The sequence below is a fragment of the Citrobacter sp. Cpo069 genome, from assembly GCF_030332785.1.
GTDB lineage: Bacteria > Pseudomonadota > Gammaproteobacteria > Enterobacterales > Enterobacteriaceae > Citrobacter > Citrobacter portucalensis.
In genome coordinates this window covers 294,815-311,249 of the sequence record NZ_JAOWHD010000059.1, presented here as the reverse complement: position 1 = coordinate 311,249, position 16,435 = coordinate 294,815, and the positions used below count along the sequence as shown (strand labels likewise).

At 50.8% G+C, this 16,435-nt stretch carries 17 protein-coding genes; 9 read left to right on the top strand and 8 right to left on the bottom strand.

Going from position 1 to position 16,435, the window contains the following annotated elements; all coding sequences use genetic code 11:
* Positions 1 to 23: 23 nt before the first annotated feature.
* Complete coding sequence (gene nadE / locus OGY08_RS17490) at positions 24 to 854, bottom strand: NAD(+) synthase (protein ID WP_125362993.1); 831 nt, start codon at positions 852 to 854, stop codon at positions 24 to 26.
* 210 nt (positions 855 to 1,064) lie between these two features.
* Here nadE and osmE point away from each other — a divergent pair, with 210 nt between their 5' ends.
* The 7 genes from osmE to chbG all read left to right on the top strand — a co-directional run bounded on the left by osmE (position 1,065) and on the right by chbG (position 6,977).
* On the top strand, positions 1,065 to 1,406 hold the full coding sequence (gene osmE, locus OGY08_RS17485; protein WP_003030621.1) for an osmotically-inducible lipoprotein OsmE: 342 nt from the start codon (positions 1,065 to 1,067) through the stop codon (positions 1,404 to 1,406).
* A 298-nt stretch (positions 1,407 to 1,704) separates the two neighbouring features.
* Positions 1,705 to 2,025, top strand: coding sequence for a PTS N,N'-diacetylchitobiose transporter subunit IIB (gene chbB, locus OGY08_RS17480; RefSeq protein WP_003832547.1), 321 nt, complete (start codon positions 1,705 to 1,707; stop codon positions 2,023 to 2,025).
* 87 nt (positions 2,026 to 2,112) lie between these two features.
* On the top strand, positions 2,113 to 3,471 hold the full coding sequence (chbC, locus tag OGY08_RS17475) for a PTS N,N'-diacetylchitobiose transporter subunit IIC (protein ID WP_003030619.1): 1,359 nt from the start codon (positions 2,113 to 2,115) through the stop codon (positions 3,469 to 3,471).
* A 54-nt stretch (positions 3,472 to 3,525) separates the two neighbouring features.
* On the top strand, positions 3,526 to 3,873 hold the full coding sequence (gene chbA, locus OGY08_RS17470) for a PTS N,N'-diacetylchitobiose transporter subunit IIA (protein WP_003832549.1): 348 nt from the start codon (positions 3,526 to 3,528) through the stop codon (positions 3,871 to 3,873).
* A gap of 10 nt (positions 3,874 to 3,883) precedes the next feature.
* Positions 3,884 to 4,726, top strand: a complete 843-nt coding sequence (gene chbR, locus OGY08_RS17465; protein WP_085951046.1) for a transcriptional regulator ChbR — start codon at positions 3,884 to 3,886, stop codon at positions 4,724 to 4,726.
* A gap of 124 nt (positions 4,727 to 4,850) precedes the next feature.
* Entirely contained in the window at positions 4,851 to 6,206 is a 1,356-nt protein-coding gene (locus tag OGY08_RS17460; protein ID WP_032943151.1) for a 6-phospho-beta-glucosidase, read from the top strand.
* A 12-nt stretch (positions 6,207 to 6,218) separates the two neighbouring features.
* Entirely contained in the window at positions 6,219 to 6,977 is a 759-nt protein-coding gene (chbG, locus tag OGY08_RS17455) for a chitin disaccharide deacetylase (protein ID WP_057066961.1), read from the top strand.
* Positions 6,978 to 7,014: 37 nt separating this feature from the next.
* Here chbG and katE read toward each other — a convergent pair whose 3' ends face one another.
* Complete coding sequence (gene katE, locus OGY08_RS17450) at positions 7,015 to 9,273, bottom strand: catalase HPII (protein ID WP_125363156.1); 2,259 nt, start codon at positions 9,271 to 9,273, stop codon at positions 7,015 to 7,017.
* A 192-nt stretch (positions 9,274 to 9,465) separates the two neighbouring features.
* On the opposite strand from katE, the gene cedA reads away from it, so the two are divergent.
* Positions 9,466 to 9,729 carry a cell division activator CedA gene (gene cedA / locus OGY08_RS17445; protein WP_008784569.1) on the top strand — a complete coding sequence of 88 codons (264 nt, stop codon included), beginning with the start codon at positions 9,466 to 9,468 and terminating at the stop codon, positions 9,727 to 9,729.
* 58 nt (positions 9,730 to 9,787) lie between these two features.
* Here the strand turns inward: cedA and tcyP are convergent, their stop codons facing one another.
* The 4 genes from tcyP to hxpB form a co-directional block, all read right to left on the bottom strand.
* Positions 9,788 to 11,179, bottom strand: a complete 1,392-nt coding sequence (gene tcyP, locus OGY08_RS17440; RefSeq protein ID WP_003832558.1) for a cystine/sulfocysteine:cation symporter — start codon at positions 11,177 to 11,179, stop codon at positions 9,788 to 9,790.
* 135 nt (positions 11,180 to 11,314) lie between these two features.
* Entirely contained in the window at positions 11,315 to 11,914 is a 600-nt protein-coding gene (locus OGY08_RS17435; protein WP_008784570.1) for a metal-dependent hydrolase, read from the bottom strand.
* Between the two features lie 83 nt (positions 11,915 to 11,997).
* Positions 11,998 to 12,759, bottom strand: coding sequence for a 2-dehydro-3-deoxy-D-gluconate 5-dehydrogenase KduD (gene kduD, locus OGY08_RS17430; RefSeq protein WP_125363157.1), 762 nt, complete (start codon positions 12,757 to 12,759; stop codon positions 11,998 to 12,000).
* Positions 12,760 to 12,905: 146 nt separating this feature from the next.
* Complete coding sequence (gene hxpB, locus OGY08_RS17425; protein WP_103014598.1) at positions 12,906 to 13,574, bottom strand: hexitol phosphatase HxpB; 669 nt, start codon at positions 13,572 to 13,574, stop codon at positions 12,906 to 12,908.
* 166 nt (positions 13,575 to 13,740) lie between these two features.
* On the opposite strand from hxpB, the gene OGY08_RS17420 reads away from it, so the two are divergent.
* Positions 13,741 to 14,277: a YniB family protein gene (locus OGY08_RS17420; RefSeq protein WP_008784573.1), complete on the top strand. Its 537-nt coding sequence runs from the start codon at positions 13,741 to 13,743 to the stop codon at positions 14,275 to 14,277.
* 64 nt (positions 14,278 to 14,341) lie between these two features.
* Here the strand turns inward: OGY08_RS17420 and OGY08_RS17415 are convergent, their stop codons facing one another.
* A complete protein-coding gene (locus OGY08_RS17415; protein ID WP_003030598.1) occupies positions 14,342 to 15,202 on the bottom strand; it encodes a fructosamine kinase family protein in 861 nt (286 codons plus the stop codon).
* Positions 15,203 to 15,472: 270 nt separating this feature from the next.
* Positions 15,473 to 16,402, bottom strand: coding sequence for a 6-phosphofructokinase II (gene pfkB, locus OGY08_RS17410; protein WP_048235508.1), 930 nt, complete (start codon positions 16,400 to 16,402; stop codon positions 15,473 to 15,475).
* Between the last annotated feature and the right edge of the window lie 33 nt (positions 16,403 to 16,435).

Sequence of the window (16,435 nt, the reverse complement as noted above, 5' to 3'; positions counted from 1 at the left end):
CCGGCGATATGTGATTAAAAAAATTACGCTTTTTTCCAGAAGTCATCAAACACCGTGATCGGTGTGCGACGTTTGTGCTCGGTCTTCAGATACCAGCCTTCAATTTTTTTCGCGATGTCGGCAGCCAGCTTTTTTCCTTCCAGATAATCGTCGATGTTGTCATAGGTGACGCCTAATGCGGCTTCATCCGGCAAAGAAGGGCGATCGTCTTCGAGGTCGGCGGTTGGCGCTTTCTTATATAAATGTTCCGGGCAACCCAGTGCGGCAAGCAGCTGCTTACCCTGACGCTTGTTCAGGCGGAAAATAGGGTTAATGTCAGTACCGCCATCGCCGTATTTGGTGAAAAATCCGGTGATGGCTTCTGCTGCATGATCGGTACCCACGACAACACCGCTGGTCATTCCGGCGATACTGTACTGGGCCTTCATACGTTCACGGGCTTTTTCATTGCCACGGACAAAATCGCTCAGTTCAATACCCGCTTCACGCAGGGCCTGTTCACTGGCCAGTACCGCACCCTTAATATTTACTGTGAGCACGCGGTCAGGTTGGATAAAGGCGATGGCATCCTGACAGTCCTGTTCATCAGCCTGAACGCCATACGGCAGACGTACGGCAATAAACTGCAGCGCGTCATTCCCCGTTTCTTCGCGAAGCTCGGAAATAGCCATCTGGCAAAGTTTTCCCGCGAGCGTTGAGTCCTGTCCGCCGCTTATCCCTAATACCAGTGATTTCAGAAAAGGGTAGGTTTGCAGGTAGGATTTCAAGAAATCCACGCTGCGGCGAATTTCCTCTTCTGCATTAATTCGCGGTTTTGCGCCAAGCGCCTGGATTATCTCTTGCTGCAGAGTCATTTAACCCCCTCCGAAAAATGAAATGATCAAAAAAATGATGTGTTAAAGCTAACGCGTTGGGACCCAAACGACAAGGGATGCAGGCCTGATCTAACATCATTTTGTTTTAATAGAATTTTCCGAAACGACCTAAGTATCATCTGATTGCTTGAAAAATGTGTTGTTGTGCTCCAGGCTTATATAACACGCTGAAATACAAGAGGACGGAATATGAACAAGAACCTAACAGGAATTCTAAGCGCAGCGGCTGTTTTGACTATGCTGGCAGGGTGTACGGCCTACGATCGCACCAAAGACCAATTTGTTCAGCCCGTGGTGAAAGATGTGAAGAAAGGGATGAGCAGGGCGCAGGTGGCGCAGATTGCCGGTAAACCTTCTTCTGAAGTCAGTATGATTCATGCGCGCGGGACATGCCAGACCTACATCCTGGGTCAACGAGATGGTAAAGCTGAAACCTATTTTGTTGCTTTAGACGACACCGGACATGTGATTAACTCCGGTTACCAGACCTGCGCAGAGTACGACACTGACCCGCAGGCGGCGAAGAAGTAACAACTGCCTATTGCCTGAGCATTCAGAAGAACCGGCCATCGTGCCGGTTTTTTTGTGCCGAACGATCTTATTTATTGCCGCGAATTATTTGCCCGAAATGTGAGGGGGGTCATAACGACAGGTCAAGGAGAGACAATTTAGTTGGTCAAGGAAATACCATCCACCGGTGCAATCCCGTATACTCATTTCAGCCACCTAAAAAAGTAATTTAGCTGACGCAAGTTACCCAGAGCATGGATGCAGGTTATGGCTTGCGGAGTGTCTGGTTGACAGATAATCGCACATGAGGATCGTTTTAATGGAAAAGAAACACATTTATCTGTTTTGTTCTGCGGGCATGTCGACTTCATTGTTGGTTTCGAAGATGCGTGCTCAGGCCGAAAAATACGAAGTGCCGGTTATTATTGAAGCATTTCCTGAAACGCTGGCCGGAGAAAAAGGTCCTGTCGCCGATGTCGTGTTATTAGGTCCACAAATTGCTTATATGTTGCCCGAAATTCAGCGTTTGTTACCCAACAAGCCTGTGGAAGTGATTGACTCGCTGCTGTATGGCAAAGTCGATGGTTTAGGCGTGCTTAAGGCTGCTGTTGCAGCAATTAAAAAAGCCGCAGCAAATTAATTATTTTATTTTAATTTTTCCCGTCAAAGAGTTATTTCATTAACATTCACCGCAATTATTAATTGCGGTATTTAAGGGTATTTTTCTATGAGTAACGCTATTGCTTCACTTGAAAAGGTACTCCTTCCTTTTGCTGTAAAAATTGGAAAGCAGCCACACGTTAATGCAATCAAGAACGGTTTTATTCGTTTAATGCCGTTAACCCTCGCAGGGGCTATGTTTGTATTAATCAATAACGTTTTCCTGAGCTTTGGGGAGGGGTCGTTTTTTTATTCAATGGGCATTCGACTTGATGCTTCAACTATTGAAACTTTGAATAGCTTGAAAGGCATTGGTGGAAACGTCTATAACGGTACGCTGGGTATCATGTCATTGATGGCACCGTTCTTTATCGGCATGGCGCTGGCAGAAGAACGTAAAGTCGACTCACTGGCTGCCGGGCTGTTATCCGTCGCCGCGTTTATGACCGTAACGCCTTATAGCGTGGGTGAAGCCTATGCCGTTGGCGCGAACTGGCTCGGCGGTGCCAATATTATTTCCGGTATTATTATCGGCCTTGCGGTCGCGGAAATGTTCACCTTTGTGGTTCGTCGCAATTGGGTCATTAAATTACCTGATAGCGTACCGACATCCGTATCGCGCTCTTTCTCTGCGCTGATTCCTGGCTTCCTTATCCTCTCCATTATGGGGATCATCGCCTGGGCACTGAACACCTGGGGTACGAACTTCCACCAAATCATTATGGATTCCATTTCAACTCCGCTGGCGTCGTTGGGCAGCGTGGTGGGCTGGGCCTACGTGATTTTTGTTCCGCTGCTGTGGTTCTTCGGTATTCACGGTTCACTGGCGCTGACTGCGCTGGACAGCGGTATCATGACGCCATGGGCGCTGGAAAACATCTCTATCTACCAACAGTTTGGTTCCGTAGATGCCGCGCTGGAAGCCGGTAAGACGTTCCACGTCTGGGCGAAACCGATGCTCGACTCCTATATTTTCCTTGGGGGTAGCGGGGCAACGCTGGGTCTGATTATCGCTATCTTCCTGGCATCGCGTCGTCCTGACTATCGTCAGGTTGCTAAACTGGCACTGCCGTCAGGTCTGTTCCAGATTAACGAACCTATCCTGTTCGGTCTGCCGATCATCATGAACCCGGTGATGTTTATCCCGTTCATTCTGGTGCAACCGATTCTGGCGGCGATTACGCTGGCAGCTTACTACTCAGGCATTATTCCACCGATTACCAACATTGCACCGTGGACTATGCCAACCGGTTTGGGCGCGTTCTTTAACACCAACGGTAGCGTCGCTGCTCTGCTGGTCGCGCTGTTCAACCTCGGTATCGCAACGCTGGTTTACCTGCCGTTCGTGGTGGTAGCCAACAAAGCGCAGAACGTTATTGACCAAGAAGAAAGCGAAGAAGATATCGCTAACGCATTAAAATTCTAAATTTAATCCGGCATGGCTTTACGGTCATGCCGGACTGAACCAGAGGAAAAAAGTATGTTGGATATCGAGAACATCGTCGATACGCAGTCAGAAGCAGAAGAACTTGAAGAAGTGGTGATGGGCCTCATCATCAACTCCGGTCAGGCGCGTAGCCTGGCGTACGGCGCACTCAAAATGGCCAAGCAGGGTGATTTCGAGTCAGCTAAGACCATGATGGACCAGTCTCGTCTGGCGCTGAACGAAGCGCACCTCGTGCAAACGAAACTGATTGAAGGCGATCAGGGTGAAGGTAAAATGAAAGTCAGCCTGGTGCTGGTCCACGCGCAGGACCACCTGATGACATCAATGCTGGCACGTGAGCTGGTGACTGAACTGATTGAGCTTCACGAAAAGCTGAAATAGCGAGGAGTGCATAATGCAGCTACAGATTAACGCACCGGAAATCAAAACCGTTTATGAACAGCAGCTGTTTAATGGCAAAAATTTCCATGTGTTCATCTATAACAAAACTGAGAGCATCAGCGGGCTGCATCAGCATGACTACTATGAGTTTACCCTGGTTTTAACGGGGCGCTATTATCAGGAAATCAACGGTAAACGCGTACTGCTAGAACGTGGAGACTTTGTCTTTATCCCGTTGGGATCGCACCACCAGAGTTTTTATGATTTTGGTGCGACAAGGATCCTTAACGTTGGCATCAGTAAACGTTTTTTTGAACAGCACTATCACCCGCTGCTGCCATTTTGTTTCGTTGCATCGCAGGTCTACCGGGCGAATAACTCGTTTCTTACCTACATTGAAACGGTTATTGCATCACTTAACTTTCGTGAGAGCGGGCTGGATGAATTTGTAGAAGTGGTCACCTTCTATATTATAAATCGGTTACGCCATCATCGCGAAGAGCAAGTGCTGGATGATATTCCGCAGTGGCTTAAAACCACCGTCGAGACCATGCACGACAAACGGCAGTTTAGCGAGAATGCGCTGGAAAATATGGTACACCTGTCCGCGAAATCCCAGGAGTATCTGACCCGCGCTACCCAGCGTTATTACAGCAAAACGCCGATGCAGATTATTAATGAAATCCGCATTAACTTTGCTAAAAAACAGCTGGAAATGACGAACTATTCTGTAACGGATATTGCTTACGAGTCTGGCTACAGTAGTCCAAGCCTGTTTATTAAAACGTTTAAAAAGCTGACGTCGTTTACACCGAATAGCTACCGTAAGAAATTAACTGAATTTAATCAGTAGATATTATTTGCCAATAACCCATTTTTTATAGCTTGCCCAAAATAGCGTCGGGACAGCCACGCTATACCTGACAAACGGGTTGAGCATAATACACGTCAGTGTTTTTACACTGAAGGGAGAAAGTATGAGCCAGAAATTAAAAGTCGTCACTATCGGTGGCGGGAGCAGCTACACCCCTGAATTACTTGAAGGCTTTATTAAGCGCTATCATGAATTACCGGTTTCTGAGTTGTGGCTGGTTGATGTCGACGGTGGAAAAGAGAAGCTGGACATTATTTTTGACCTTTGCCAGCGCATGATCGACAAAGCGGGTGTGCCGATGAAGTTGTTTAAAACACTGGACCGCCGCGAAGCGCTGAAAGATGCTGATTTCGTTACTACCCAGCTGCGCGTAGGGCAACTGAAAGCCCGTGAAAAGGATGAGCGCATTCCACTGAGTCACGGTTATCTGGGACAGGAAACCAACGGTGCTGGCGGGCTGTTCAAAGGTCTGCGTACCATTCCGGTTATCTTTGACATTATTAAAGATGTGGAAGAACTGTGCCCGAATGCCTGGGTGATTAACTTTACTAACCCGGCAGGGATGGTGACTGAAGCGGTCTATCGCCACACGAATTTCAAGAAATTCATCGGTGTGTGTAATATTCCTGTCGGCATGAAAATGTTCATTAGCGATGTGCTGGCGCTGAAAGAGAGCGATGACTTATCCATCGATCTGTTCGGTCTGAACCACATGGTCTTTATTAAAGACGTGCTGGTGAACGGTACATCACGCTTTGATGAACTGCTGGACGGCGTGGCTTCTGGACAACTGAAAGCTTCCACCGTGAAGAACATTTTCGACCTGCCGTTCAGCGAAGGGTTGATTCGTTCGCTGAAGCTGCTGCCGTGCTCGTATTTGCTGTACTACTTTAAGCCAAAAGAGATGCTGGCGATCGAAATGGGCGAGTACTATAAGGGCGGCGCACGTGCCCAGGTAGTACAAAAAGTAGAAAAACAACTGTTTGATCTCTACAAAAATCCTGAGCTAAACGTTAAGCCGAAAGAGCTGGAGCAGCGCGGTGGCGCGTATTACTCCGATGCGGCCTGTGAAGTGATCAACGCCATCTACAACGACAAACAGACCGAGCACTACGTCAACATTCCACATCATGGACATGTTGATAACATTCCTGCGGACTGGGCAGTTGAGATGACCTGCACGCTCGGACGTAACGGTGCTACGCCGCACCCACGTATTACCCATTTTGATGAGAAAGTGCTTGGCCTTATCTACACCATTAAAGGCTTTGAGGTTGCGGCGAGCAATGCGGCATTGAGCGGCGAGCTGAATGATGTGCTGCTGGCGTTAAACCTGAGTCCGCTGGTGCATTCTGACAGCGATGCCGAGATTCTGGCGCGTGAGCTAATCCTGGCGCATGAAAAATGGTTGCCAAACTTCGCCGGGTGCATTGAGAAACTCAAAAGCGAACAACACTAACTGAGGTCGGCTATGGAACGCGTACTGATAGTGAATGCGGATGATTTTGGCCTGAGTAAAGGACAAAACTACGGCATTGTTGAAGCCTGTCGTAATGGCGTTGTCACCTCGACAACGGCGCTGGTTAACGGTGCGGCGATTGACCATGCGGTACAGCTGAGTCGCGACATACCTGCACTTGCCGTCGGGATGCATTTTGTTCTGACGCTGGGTAGGCCGTTGACGGCAATGCCGGGCCTTACTCGTGACGGATTACTGGGGAAATGGATCTGGCAGATGGCAGAGGAGGACACTTTGCCGCTGGATGAAATATCTCAGGAGCTGGCCGCGCAGTATCAGCGTTTTATTGACCTGTTCGGGCGGGAGCCGACGCATCTGGATAGCCATCACCATGTGCATATGTTCCCGCAAATTTTCCCTATCGTAGCCGGGTTTGCTGCCCAGAAGGGGATTGCATTGCGTATCGATCGTCAGACCGTGTTCCAGGCGTCTGATTTTCCGGAAACGTTACGTACCTCCCAGGGATTCAGCAGCGAGTTTTACGGCGAAGCGATTTCCGAGGCTCTGTTTTTACAGACGCTGGATGCGTCAGCCGACCGGGGAGAGTCTTCGCTGGAAGTGATGTGTCATCCGGCCTTTATCGATGACATTATTCGTCAAAGTGCCTACTGTTACCCCCGCTTAACTGAGCTCGACGTGCTGACGTCTTCGTCACTGAAATATGCAATTGCGGAGCGCGGTTATCGTCTTGGCAGTTTTCTGAACGTGTAATTCCTGAGTTTGCGGCGCAATCGTGCGCCGCATTTTTTTAGGCGGGAATCGTTTCTATTTTTCCGGCACGTGACCAGACGCGGTGCGCGGTCATCAGCGTCAACAGGGCATCCATAAACTGTGCGTCTGCACTGTCCGCTTCCACCACGCCTTCTTCTCCTTCATTTTTGATATTCAACGTTGCTTTAAACTGACGAGCATCGCCGGACAAGGCGATAGGTTTTAAGTGCTTATACGCTTCGAGTAAATAATATCGGGCATCACCGTTCTTAATGATGTCCGCGAGATTACCGCATGGAACGATAACCGCATCGACCGTCAGGGATGGCGAACCCGCAAAAGTACCGGCGATCGTCAGAGCAGATCCATCATCGGCAACTACCTTACCCATTCGGGAATAGAGCAATTTGGCATGAACGCCTTTGGCCTGTAGGGCTTGCATGATGGCGAGCAGGTCGCTCGATTTCACCTGGTCATTAAGTAGGATGGCGACCACGCGGCCCTTAATCTCACCTTGCGCACCTGCATATAAACTGAGTGACGGTGCATTTGTCAAACCGTTGACGTTGGGCGGTGGCGCAATGCTGGCCTGTTCCTTGGTTAGCTTAAAACCGAGATTATCGGCAACCGCCTCGGCGAGGGCAGCATCAATATGAGCTAACTGTTCGACCACTCTTTCCCGAATATAGGGGCGCGTAACCTTACTGAGTTCGAAACTGAATCCGCCGATAATATGCTGCTGTTCAATTGGCGTCTGACTTAGCCAGAACAGGCGAGGGTGCGCATAGTATTCGCCAAAAGAGGGGCTACGTTCGCGGATTTTGTTTCCTTCAATCCGTTCCTGATACGACTCAAATCCACCGCGTTTTGGCCCCGGCGGCGTTTCACGCGGCCAGTTATCATTGATGGAATTCGGTTCATAGTTGGCTGGATTGGTATCGATGTCCATTCGATGCATGCCGTCACGCTGGAAATTATGGTACGGACAGGTCGGGCGATTAATCGGGATTTCATGGAAATTGGGCCCGCCCAGGCGACTGATTTGAGTATCGGTATAGGAGAACAAGCGACCCTGCAGCAGGGGATCGTTAGTAAAATCGATGCCAGGGACGATATGTCCGGGATGAAAAGCGACTTGTTCATTTTCGGCGAAGAAATTATCAGGATTGCGGTTCAGCACCATTTTACCGACGCGTTGCACCGGAACCAGCTCTTCCGGGATCAGCTTGGTCGGGTCGAGCAGGTCAAAATCGAACTTAAATTCATCTTCTTCGGGAATCAGCTGTAGTCCCAGTTCATATTCCGGATAATCGCCCGCTTCGATAGCTTCCCACAGATCGCGGCGATGAAAGTCGGGATCCCGACCGGTAAGTTTTTGCGCTTCATCCCATACCAGCGAGGCTTTGCCTGCCAGCGGTTTCCAGTGGAAACGGACAAAGGTGGCTTTCCCTTGCGCATTAATCAACCGAAATGTGTGAATACCGAAGCCTTCCATCGTGCGATAGCTGCGCGGAATACCCCGATCGGACATTGCCCATATGACGTTGTGCAACGTTTCAGGCTGTAATGAGACATAATCCCAGAAGGTGTCATGGGCGCTTTGGCCCTGCGGGATAGCCCAATGCGGCTCCGGTTTAACCGCATGGACGAAATCCGGGAATTTATGGGCATCCTGAATAAAGAAGATGGGAGTATTGTTTCCCACCAGGTCGAAAATGCCCTCTTCAGTGTAAAACTTGGTCGCAAATCCCCGTATATCTCTGACCGTATCCGCAGAGCCTGCGCCGCCCTGAACGGTAGAGAATCGGACAAAAACCGGGGTGATTTTATTTTCATCACTTAGAAAGTCCGCTTTCGTCGTCGCACTCAGGTTGGCATAGGACTGAAAGTAACCATGAGCGGCAGAACCTCGGGCATGTACGATCCGCTCCGGGATGCGTTCATGATCAAAATGGGTAATCTTTTCCCGCAGGATAAAGTCTTCCAGTAGGGTTGGCCCGCGATTACCTGCGCGCAGAGAGTTTTGATCGTCTGCGATTCGCACGCCCTGATTAGTTGTCAGAGCAAAATCTTCGCTTCCTTTACGAAAACTGTCCAGTGCATTGAGTTTGTCACTTTTGATATCCGGCGCTTTTAAACTGCCGGACGTAGTGGGCTGCATACCTGGCGGCGTGGGTTCAGGTGTTGACCGATGTGAACCGTCTGTGGGTGCCAGTGAGTCAAGTCCTGGCTGGGATTCGCTGGCATCATGAACCGGCGCTGAGTGATGGAGTGGATGCTTATCATTCTGTGACATTAAACTCGTCTCCTGGTTTCATTGCTGAAAGGGTCGTTGTTGCTGTCAAAAGCTTTAACTATAGACCACTCACTCAGTGGCGCAGGTACAGGTCGATGACGTAAAGCGCGATGAACCAGGCAAACAGCGCACGCAAGGCAGGACGCAAGGCGGCAAAATCGGCTAAGATAGCGGTTTTCTGATTTTTAGAATTTGTCTTTAGTGAAGCAACTGATTATGAAACCTCTTCGCCAACAAAATCGTCCGGTTATCAGCTATGTTCCTCGCGTGGAGCCCGCGCCACCAGAGCATGCGATTAAAATGGATGCGTTTCGTGACGTATGGATACTACGCGGAAAATATGTCGCTTTTGTCTTAATGGGGGAGGCGTTTCAACGTTCGCCTGCATTTACGGTCCCGGAATCAGCACAGCGTTGGGCTAATCAGGTTCGCCAGGAAAATGAACTAAGGGATTAATGGATATAAAAAAACCGCCGGAGCATGATACTCCGACGGTTTTTTTTAGCTGACAGACTTAGCGATGCGCCAGTTCGGCGTTATCGTCGCTGTCCAGAATCGTTTTATCAGTCTGCTTGAGCCATTGGCTGGTCAGCGTACCGGCAGTCATGGAACCGCTTACGTTCAGCGCGGTACGACCCATATCGATCAGCGGCTCAACGGAGATCAGCAGCGCAACCAGCGTGACCGGCAGACCCATAGCGGGCAGGACGATCAGCGCGGCAAATGTTGCACCGCCACCTACACCCGCAACCCCTGCGGAGCTCACGGTCACGATACCAACCAGCGTGGCAATCCACATTGGGTCCAGTGGGTTGATACCGACGGTCGGTGCAACCATTACTGCCAGCATTGCCGGGTACAGGCCCGCACAACCGTTCTGACCAATCGTGGCACCAAACGAGGCGGCAAATGAGGCGATGGATTCAGGCACGCCCAGACGACGGGTCTGCGCTTCAACGTTCAGCGGAATTGAGGCTGCGCTGGAACGGCTGGTGAAGGCGAAAGTCAGCACCGGCCATACCTTGCGGAAGTATTTCAGCGGGCTAACGCCGTTAATACCCAGCAGAATCCCGTGAACCACGAACATAATGCCCAGACCGAGATAAGAGGCCACGACGAAGCTACCCAGCTTGATGATGTCCTGCAGGTTGGAACCTGCAACCACTTTGGTCATCAGCGCCAGAACACCGTACGGCGTCAACTGCATCACCAGACGAACCAGTTTCATCACCCAGCTTTGCAGGGTATCGATAGCGACCAGAACGCGCTCGCCTTTTGGGGCATCATCTTTCAGCAGTTTCAGTGCGGCTACACCCAGGAATGCGGCGAAGATAACCACGCTGATAATCGACGTCGGGTTCGCGCCAGTCAGATCGGCAAACGGGTTTTTCGGAATAAACGACAGCACCAGTTGCGGAACGCTGAGGTCAGCCACTTTGCCAACATAGTTGGTTTCAATCGCGTTCAGACGGGCGGTTTCAGCACCACCTTGCACCAGACCTTCGGCGGTCAGGCCGAACAGGTTGGTCACCAGAACCCCTACCAGCGCGGCAATCAGCGTAGTAAACAGCAGCGTTCCGATGGTCAGGAAGCTGATTTTACCTAACTGAGAGGCGTTGTGCAGACGAGCAACGGCGCTGAGAATAGACGCAAATACCAGCGGCATAACAATCATCTGCAGCAGTTGGACATAGCCGTTGCCGACAATGTTGAACCACTGTACTGAGTCTTTAAGAACCTGGCTGTCGGAGCCATAAATGGTGTGCAGGGCAAGGCCGAACACGACACCCATGACCAGACCGACCAGTACTTTTTTGGCCAGACTCCACTGTTTGTGACGGGCTTGCGCCAGCACGAACAGCAGCACTACGAACACGATAATGTTCGCGATTAATGGAAAGTTCATCCCCGTTCTCCTGATCTTATTATGCGTATCACCGTTTAAAGGTGATTCTGTTGGCGCAAGATTAGCAGAACTGTGACTTGCCTCTTATATTCAAATGGAATTGTTTATACCTAAAATGATTTTTTGGCTGATTTATTAGTCAATCTGATGCGTTATGAAACGATTGAACTGCATTTGTAGCGTATTAATCATCTGCGAAGACCAGCGTACCGCGCTGTTCTCTTGTACGGTTTGCGGCATCCAGATTGCCCACGCGAACAGTGCCATGCACAGAAACCGCTCCAGTTGATTGCCTTTTTGCGGCACGAGGATGGGCAGACGAAAACGCCAGCGGCAGGGCCAAAGCAGGGGAACGCCTGCTGGAGTCAGCATGTCAGCCAGAATGTGGCTAAGATAGCCGAGTACCATACCTTGTAAGGCATCGGCAGGTATTATCCAGGTATCCGGGACTTTCAGGTAGAACGTGGCCAGCAGGGCAAAAACCGCCAGCAGGCTATGCGTAAACCCGCGATGGCCAAATGCGCGGGCAATGGGTTTTGATATCCACTTCAGACGCTGTCCCAGCAGAGATTTGGGATGATCGATATCCGGCAGCAGGCACGTTAAAATGGCTGAAGGAACAATATGCCACCAGTCACCCTGCGCAAGAACGGGCGTTAGCTCGGCATTTTTGGCAAATACCGCACAGGCAATCGAAAAAAGAAGGTGGCCTTCCGCCGTCATGATAAAACCCAATAAACTGTCGATTCATACAGTATAGGGGTTTTATACAGTAGGCGGAAGAGGTGACGTTGTAACCCTTTGTCACAAGTGCGCCTTTACCGCGCCAGCCAACCGCCATCCACCGCCAGCGTATAACCATGAATATAGTCAGAGGCGGGACTTGCGAGGAACACGACCGGGCCTTTCAGGTCATTTGGCGTGCCCCAGCGTCCGGCGGGAATACGATCGATAATCTCCTGATTGCGCTCGCTGTCTGCGCGCAGTTGCTGGGTGTTGTTGGTCGCCATATAGCCGGGCGCGATGGCGTTGACATTAATTCCTTTGGCCGCCCATTCATTGGCGAGCAGGCGAGTGATGCCCAGAACGCCGCTTTTTGATGCGGTATAGGAAGGTACACGGATACCCCCCTGAAAAGAGAGCATCGAGGCAATGTTAATGATTTTTCCGCCATTGCCCTGAGCCAGAAACTGGCGCGCCACGGCCTGCGACAGAAAGAAAACGGATTTTAGATTCAGATTCATCACGTCATCCCAATCTTTTTCACTGAAGTCCAGTGCATCCTGACGGCGTATAGTTCCTGCATTGTTGACCAGAATATCGACCCGGCCAAACGCCGACACCGTTTGTGTCACGATGCTGGTGAGAGCATCTTGTTGACTGAGGTCGGCCTGAATGGCCATAAAGCGTCGACCGAGGGCGTTAATTTTCTCTGCGGTTTCATGCGGTATTTTACGATTCACGCCGACTACATCGCAGCCCGCTTCAGCCAGCGCCACTGCCATACCCTGCCCGAGGCCGGTGTCACATCCAGTGACGATGGCGACTTTACCTTCGAGACGAAAAGCTTCCTGAATCATGTTTACCTCAACTATTTATGTCATTAACGCTTGCGCTATAGGGCAAGGATAGGAGAGGTTAAACAGAAATACAATTAAAAATGAAACGCTGTTTTAAAAGCGAAGGTCTGAAAAGACGGGCAATACGATCATTGCCCGTTACAGGATTAGCCGCGCAGATGAGCGGCTGTGAGTTCGGTGAGCGAGGTTAGTTTGACGTCGGCAAGAACGAAGCGAGGATCGTCCTGATTCTCATGCGCTGGTACGACGATGGAACGCATACGGGCAGCTTTCGAGGCAATCATGCCGTTCACTGAGTCTTCCAGTGCTACGCAGTTTAACGGGTCAATGCCCAGTTTCGCCGCACAATCGAGGTAAACTTGTGGGTGCGGTTTGCTGTAAGGCAGTTTTTCTGCAGAAGCCAGCGCGTCGAAGTCATCGCGCAGATCAAACATGGTCAGCACTTTTTCCAGCATATGTAGCGGCGAGGCGGATGCCAGTCCTACTTTGATTCCCTGAGATTTGCACAGTGTCACAGCTTCACGAACGCCTGGCAGCAGCGGTTTTGTTTCTTCAACCAACGCAATGGCCCGGGTAATGATGCGCTCGGTGACTTCCTGACGTGAGGGGCCGTTCCAGGGTTGCTGCGCAAACCACAAATCAACCACCATGTCGATGCGTAAGCCAAGGGTATCGGGAAGTTCATGGCGGCGGGAGATATCAACGCCTAAACTTGCTATCACATCCAGTTCAGCCTGATCCCAAAGCGGTTCAGAATCGACCAGTAACCCATCCATATCGAAAATTGCAGCAAGAATTTGACGCGGGGTTGACATTACAACCTCTCCTTTACGGTGATAAAAGGGATTAGAGCCAGCCTGGACGGACTCTGAGCGTTCATTATGGCTAATTCAGAAGTATACCGCCTTTAAAGATCAGGCGAAAACGGTAATCAACGGGTAAACTTAGGCCAAAATGACACGTCTTAATCAAGGGGAACTCATGACGTATCAACAAGCTGGACGCATTGCCATCTTGAAAAGGCTGGTGGGATGGGTGGTTTTCATTCCTGCGCTGATTTCAACGCTGGTTTCAGTACTGAAGTTTATGTACGCGCACAGCGAAAAGCAGGAAGGGATTAACGCGGTCATGCTCGATTTTGCCCATGTGATGATCGACATGATGCGGGTGAACACACCTTTTCTTAACGTGTTCTGGTATAACTCGCCAACGCCCGATTTTCAAAGTGGACTGAATCTCGTTTTTTGGCTGATATTCATTCTGATTTTTATCGGCCTGGCGTTGCAGGACTCAGGCGCCAGAATGAGCCGCCAGGCGCGTTTCTTACGCGAAGGCGTTGAGGATCAGCTAATTCTGGAACAAGCAAAGGGCAGTGAAGGATTATCCCGCGAGCAACTTGAGTCGCGAATTGTGGTACCGCACCATACGATCTTCTTACAAATTTTCCCGCTTTATATTCTGCCGGTGATCGTTATCGTGATCGGCTACTTTTTCTTCTCATTGCTGGGCTTTTTGTAAGTGCCACTCTATCGGGCCTGCCACGTTGCGAAACGGCAGGCCTGATAAGCAACACGGTACGTCGTTAGGCCGCCAGTAATCTATCCAGCGCTTTCTGCGCCACAACCAAATGCTGTCCCCCGAACAGAATTGCCCGATTCAGCAGCGTATAGAGCTGGTAGATTGGCTGCCTGTCGAGAAAGTCCAGCGGCAGTGGCGAGACAGACTGGTAACCGTCATAAATTTGCGGCGGCTGATCGGTATGTAACGGCAGCATTGCCAGGTCACACTCTCTGTCCCCCCAGTAGCAGGCAGGGTCAAAGATATACGGACCGTTAGGACCGAGGGCGCAGTTCCCGGACCACAAATCACCGTGCAGGAGAGACGGCTGCGGCTGATGAGAAGAGAGACGTTGCTGAACGTGTTCGACGATGGCGTCAATATTGCCAAACGCTATGCCTTTTTCAGCGGCGAGTTCCAGCTGCCAGCCTATACGCTGCTCGGCGAAAAAGGTTGACCAGCGACGTTGCCAGGTATTTGGCTGCGGCGTGGTAGAGAGCGCGTTATCGAAGTCGAGACCAAACTGAGGCTGGTCGCTCCATTCGTGCAAATGCGCAAGCTGTTGGCCGAGGATAAACGCGTTATGCGCATCAAGCGGACGGGGAGGGAGGAAATCCATCACCAGAAAGCTGTAATCTCTGTCTGCGCCTACTGCCCAGACTTTCGGTACAGATACAGTTTGACTGCGGGAAAGTAGCTCCAGCTGATCGGCTTCTGCCGTAAAGCCGGTTAACAGCTCTCTTTCATCGCATTTGACGAAAAAATCTCGCCCCGCATAGCGTAAATGCCATGCGGCGTGGATCTCTCCGCCGGGCAGTTCATTACGCAGTTCGATTTCGCCTTCACCTAATTGCTCGCTTAAAAGACGACTGATAGCCTGCCACATGATGTCTCTCCCCATGTTGTCTGCCAGATCATAAGGTTAGCGCAAGAATGCGGTTAAAAAACACGAACTGACGCACACCACGGACGCGTCATCGCTGGAAAGGCACTTAATGTTTGTCGTTCTTCTTCACCCCGTACCGCTGTGGAGACGTCTGACTGCACATGATTCACTTCTTTGTAATCACGTGATTTTTTATCATAGTCGCATAACACCCATGCTGACAGTTTTACGCGAGAATCCCCCTTTTTCTTCAAAAGAGGGACGGTGTCGTTACTGAGCGAGATACGAATATATTTTTTGCGTGTCGTCCAAAGAGCACAGGCGAGTACCCTGATTCAGCGTTGCTGCGCTGCCCGCGGCGACACCGTAACGGACAATATCCTCAAAAGGCGCGTTCTCTGCCAGTTTAAGCGTCATGGCCCCGACCATACTGTCGCCTGCACCTACGGTACTTTGACTTTTCACCGGTGGCGGAACCACCTGAACGCAGGTATCGCGATCTACACCCAGCGCCCCTTGCGGCCCAAGCGATACCACAACGCGGTGCGCTTTTCCGCTTTGCACGATTTCCTGCGCGGCCTTGCGCACATCATCGGGTTGAGTGAGTTCGCGGTTTACCAGCGCACTCAGTTCTTTGAGGTTGGGTTTGACCAGTTCGATATTGCCGATGGCTAACGCCGCCGTCAGTGCTTCGCCTGAACTGTCGACAATACAGCGGATCCCCTGTTTTTGTGCGGTGGTAATGAGTCGGGTCAACTTCTCAAGCTGTACGCCGGGCGGCAAACTGCCGCTGATGACCAGCAGCGCACCAGACTCAATTTCCAGCACCTGATCCTGAAGTTGGTAGAACTCGTCATCGGTCAGCGCAGCGCCCGGCATGACAAAACGATACTGTTCGCCGCTGGACTCCACGTGGACATGAAGATTTTGTCGGGTCCAGTCTTTGGCTTCGACGGTAGATACGGGAACATTTTCGTCGGCGAGCAATGCAACAAGATGCTCTCCGGTTGCTCCCCCCGCGGGGAAAATCGCCGTTGCGGTTCCGCCAAGATGGGCAATTGCGCGAGCGACGTTGATACCGCCGCCGCCGGGTTCAAAAACCGGCGAGGTACAACGAAGCTTACCTTCCGGGTAAATTTGCGGGGTGATTGTTGCGCTATCGAGAGAGGGCGCAAGTGTTAACGTATAGATACGTACCATCTTTACCTCCTGTTAGGCTGAACTCAGTCTGGC

Excerpts from the sequence above, each read along its gene's own strand:
- nadE (WP_125362993.1), bottom strand. The coding sequence starts at position 854 with ATGACTCTGCAGCAAGAGATAATCCAGGCGCTTGGCGCAAAACCGCGA.
- osmE (WP_003030621.1), top strand. The coding sequence starts at position 1,065 with ATGAACAAGAACCTAACAGGAATTCTAAGCGCAGCGGCTGTTTTGACT.
- chbB (WP_003832547.1), top strand. The coding sequence starts at position 1,705 with ATGGAAAAGAAACACATTTATCTGTTTTGTTCTGCGGGCATGTCGACT.
- chbC (WP_003030619.1), top strand. The coding sequence starts at position 2,113 with ATGAGTAACGCTATTGCTTCACTTGAAAAGGTACTCCTTCCTTTTGCT.
- chbA (WP_003832549.1), top strand. The coding sequence starts at position 3,526 with ATGTTGGATATCGAGAACATCGTCGATACGCAGTCAGAAGCAGAAGAA.
- OGY08_RS17460 (WP_032943151.1), top strand. The coding sequence starts at position 4,851 with ATGAGCCAGAAATTAAAAGTCGTCACTATCGGTGGCGGGAGCAGCTAC.
- chbG (WP_057066961.1), top strand. The coding sequence starts at position 6,219 with ATGGAACGCGTACTGATAGTGAATGCGGATGATTTTGGCCTGAGTAAA.
- katE (WP_125363156.1), bottom strand. The coding sequence starts at position 9,273 with ATGTCACAGAATGATAAGCATCCACTCCATCACTCAGCGCCGGTTCAT.
- tcyP (WP_003832558.1), bottom strand. The coding sequence starts at position 11,179 with ATGAACTTTCCATTAATCGCGAACATTATCGTGTTCGTAGTGCTGCTG.
- kduD (WP_125363157.1), bottom strand. The coding sequence starts at position 12,759 with ATGATTCAGGAAGCTTTTCGTCTCGAAGGTAAAGTCGCCATCGTCACT.
- hxpB (WP_103014598.1), bottom strand. The coding sequence starts at position 13,574 with ATGTCAACCCCGCGTCAAATTCTTGCTGCAATTTTCGATATGGATGGG.
- OGY08_RS17420 (WP_008784573.1), top strand. The coding sequence starts at position 13,741 with ATGACGTATCAACAAGCTGGACGCATTGCCATCTTGAAAAGGCTGGTG.
- OGY08_RS17415 (WP_003030598.1), bottom strand. The coding sequence starts at position 15,202 with ATGTGGCAGGCTATCAGTCGTCTTTTAAGCGAGCAATTAGGTGAAGGC.
- pfkB (WP_048235508.1), bottom strand. The coding sequence starts at position 16,402 with ATGGTACGTATCTATACGTTAACACTTGCGCCCTCTCTCGATAGCGCA.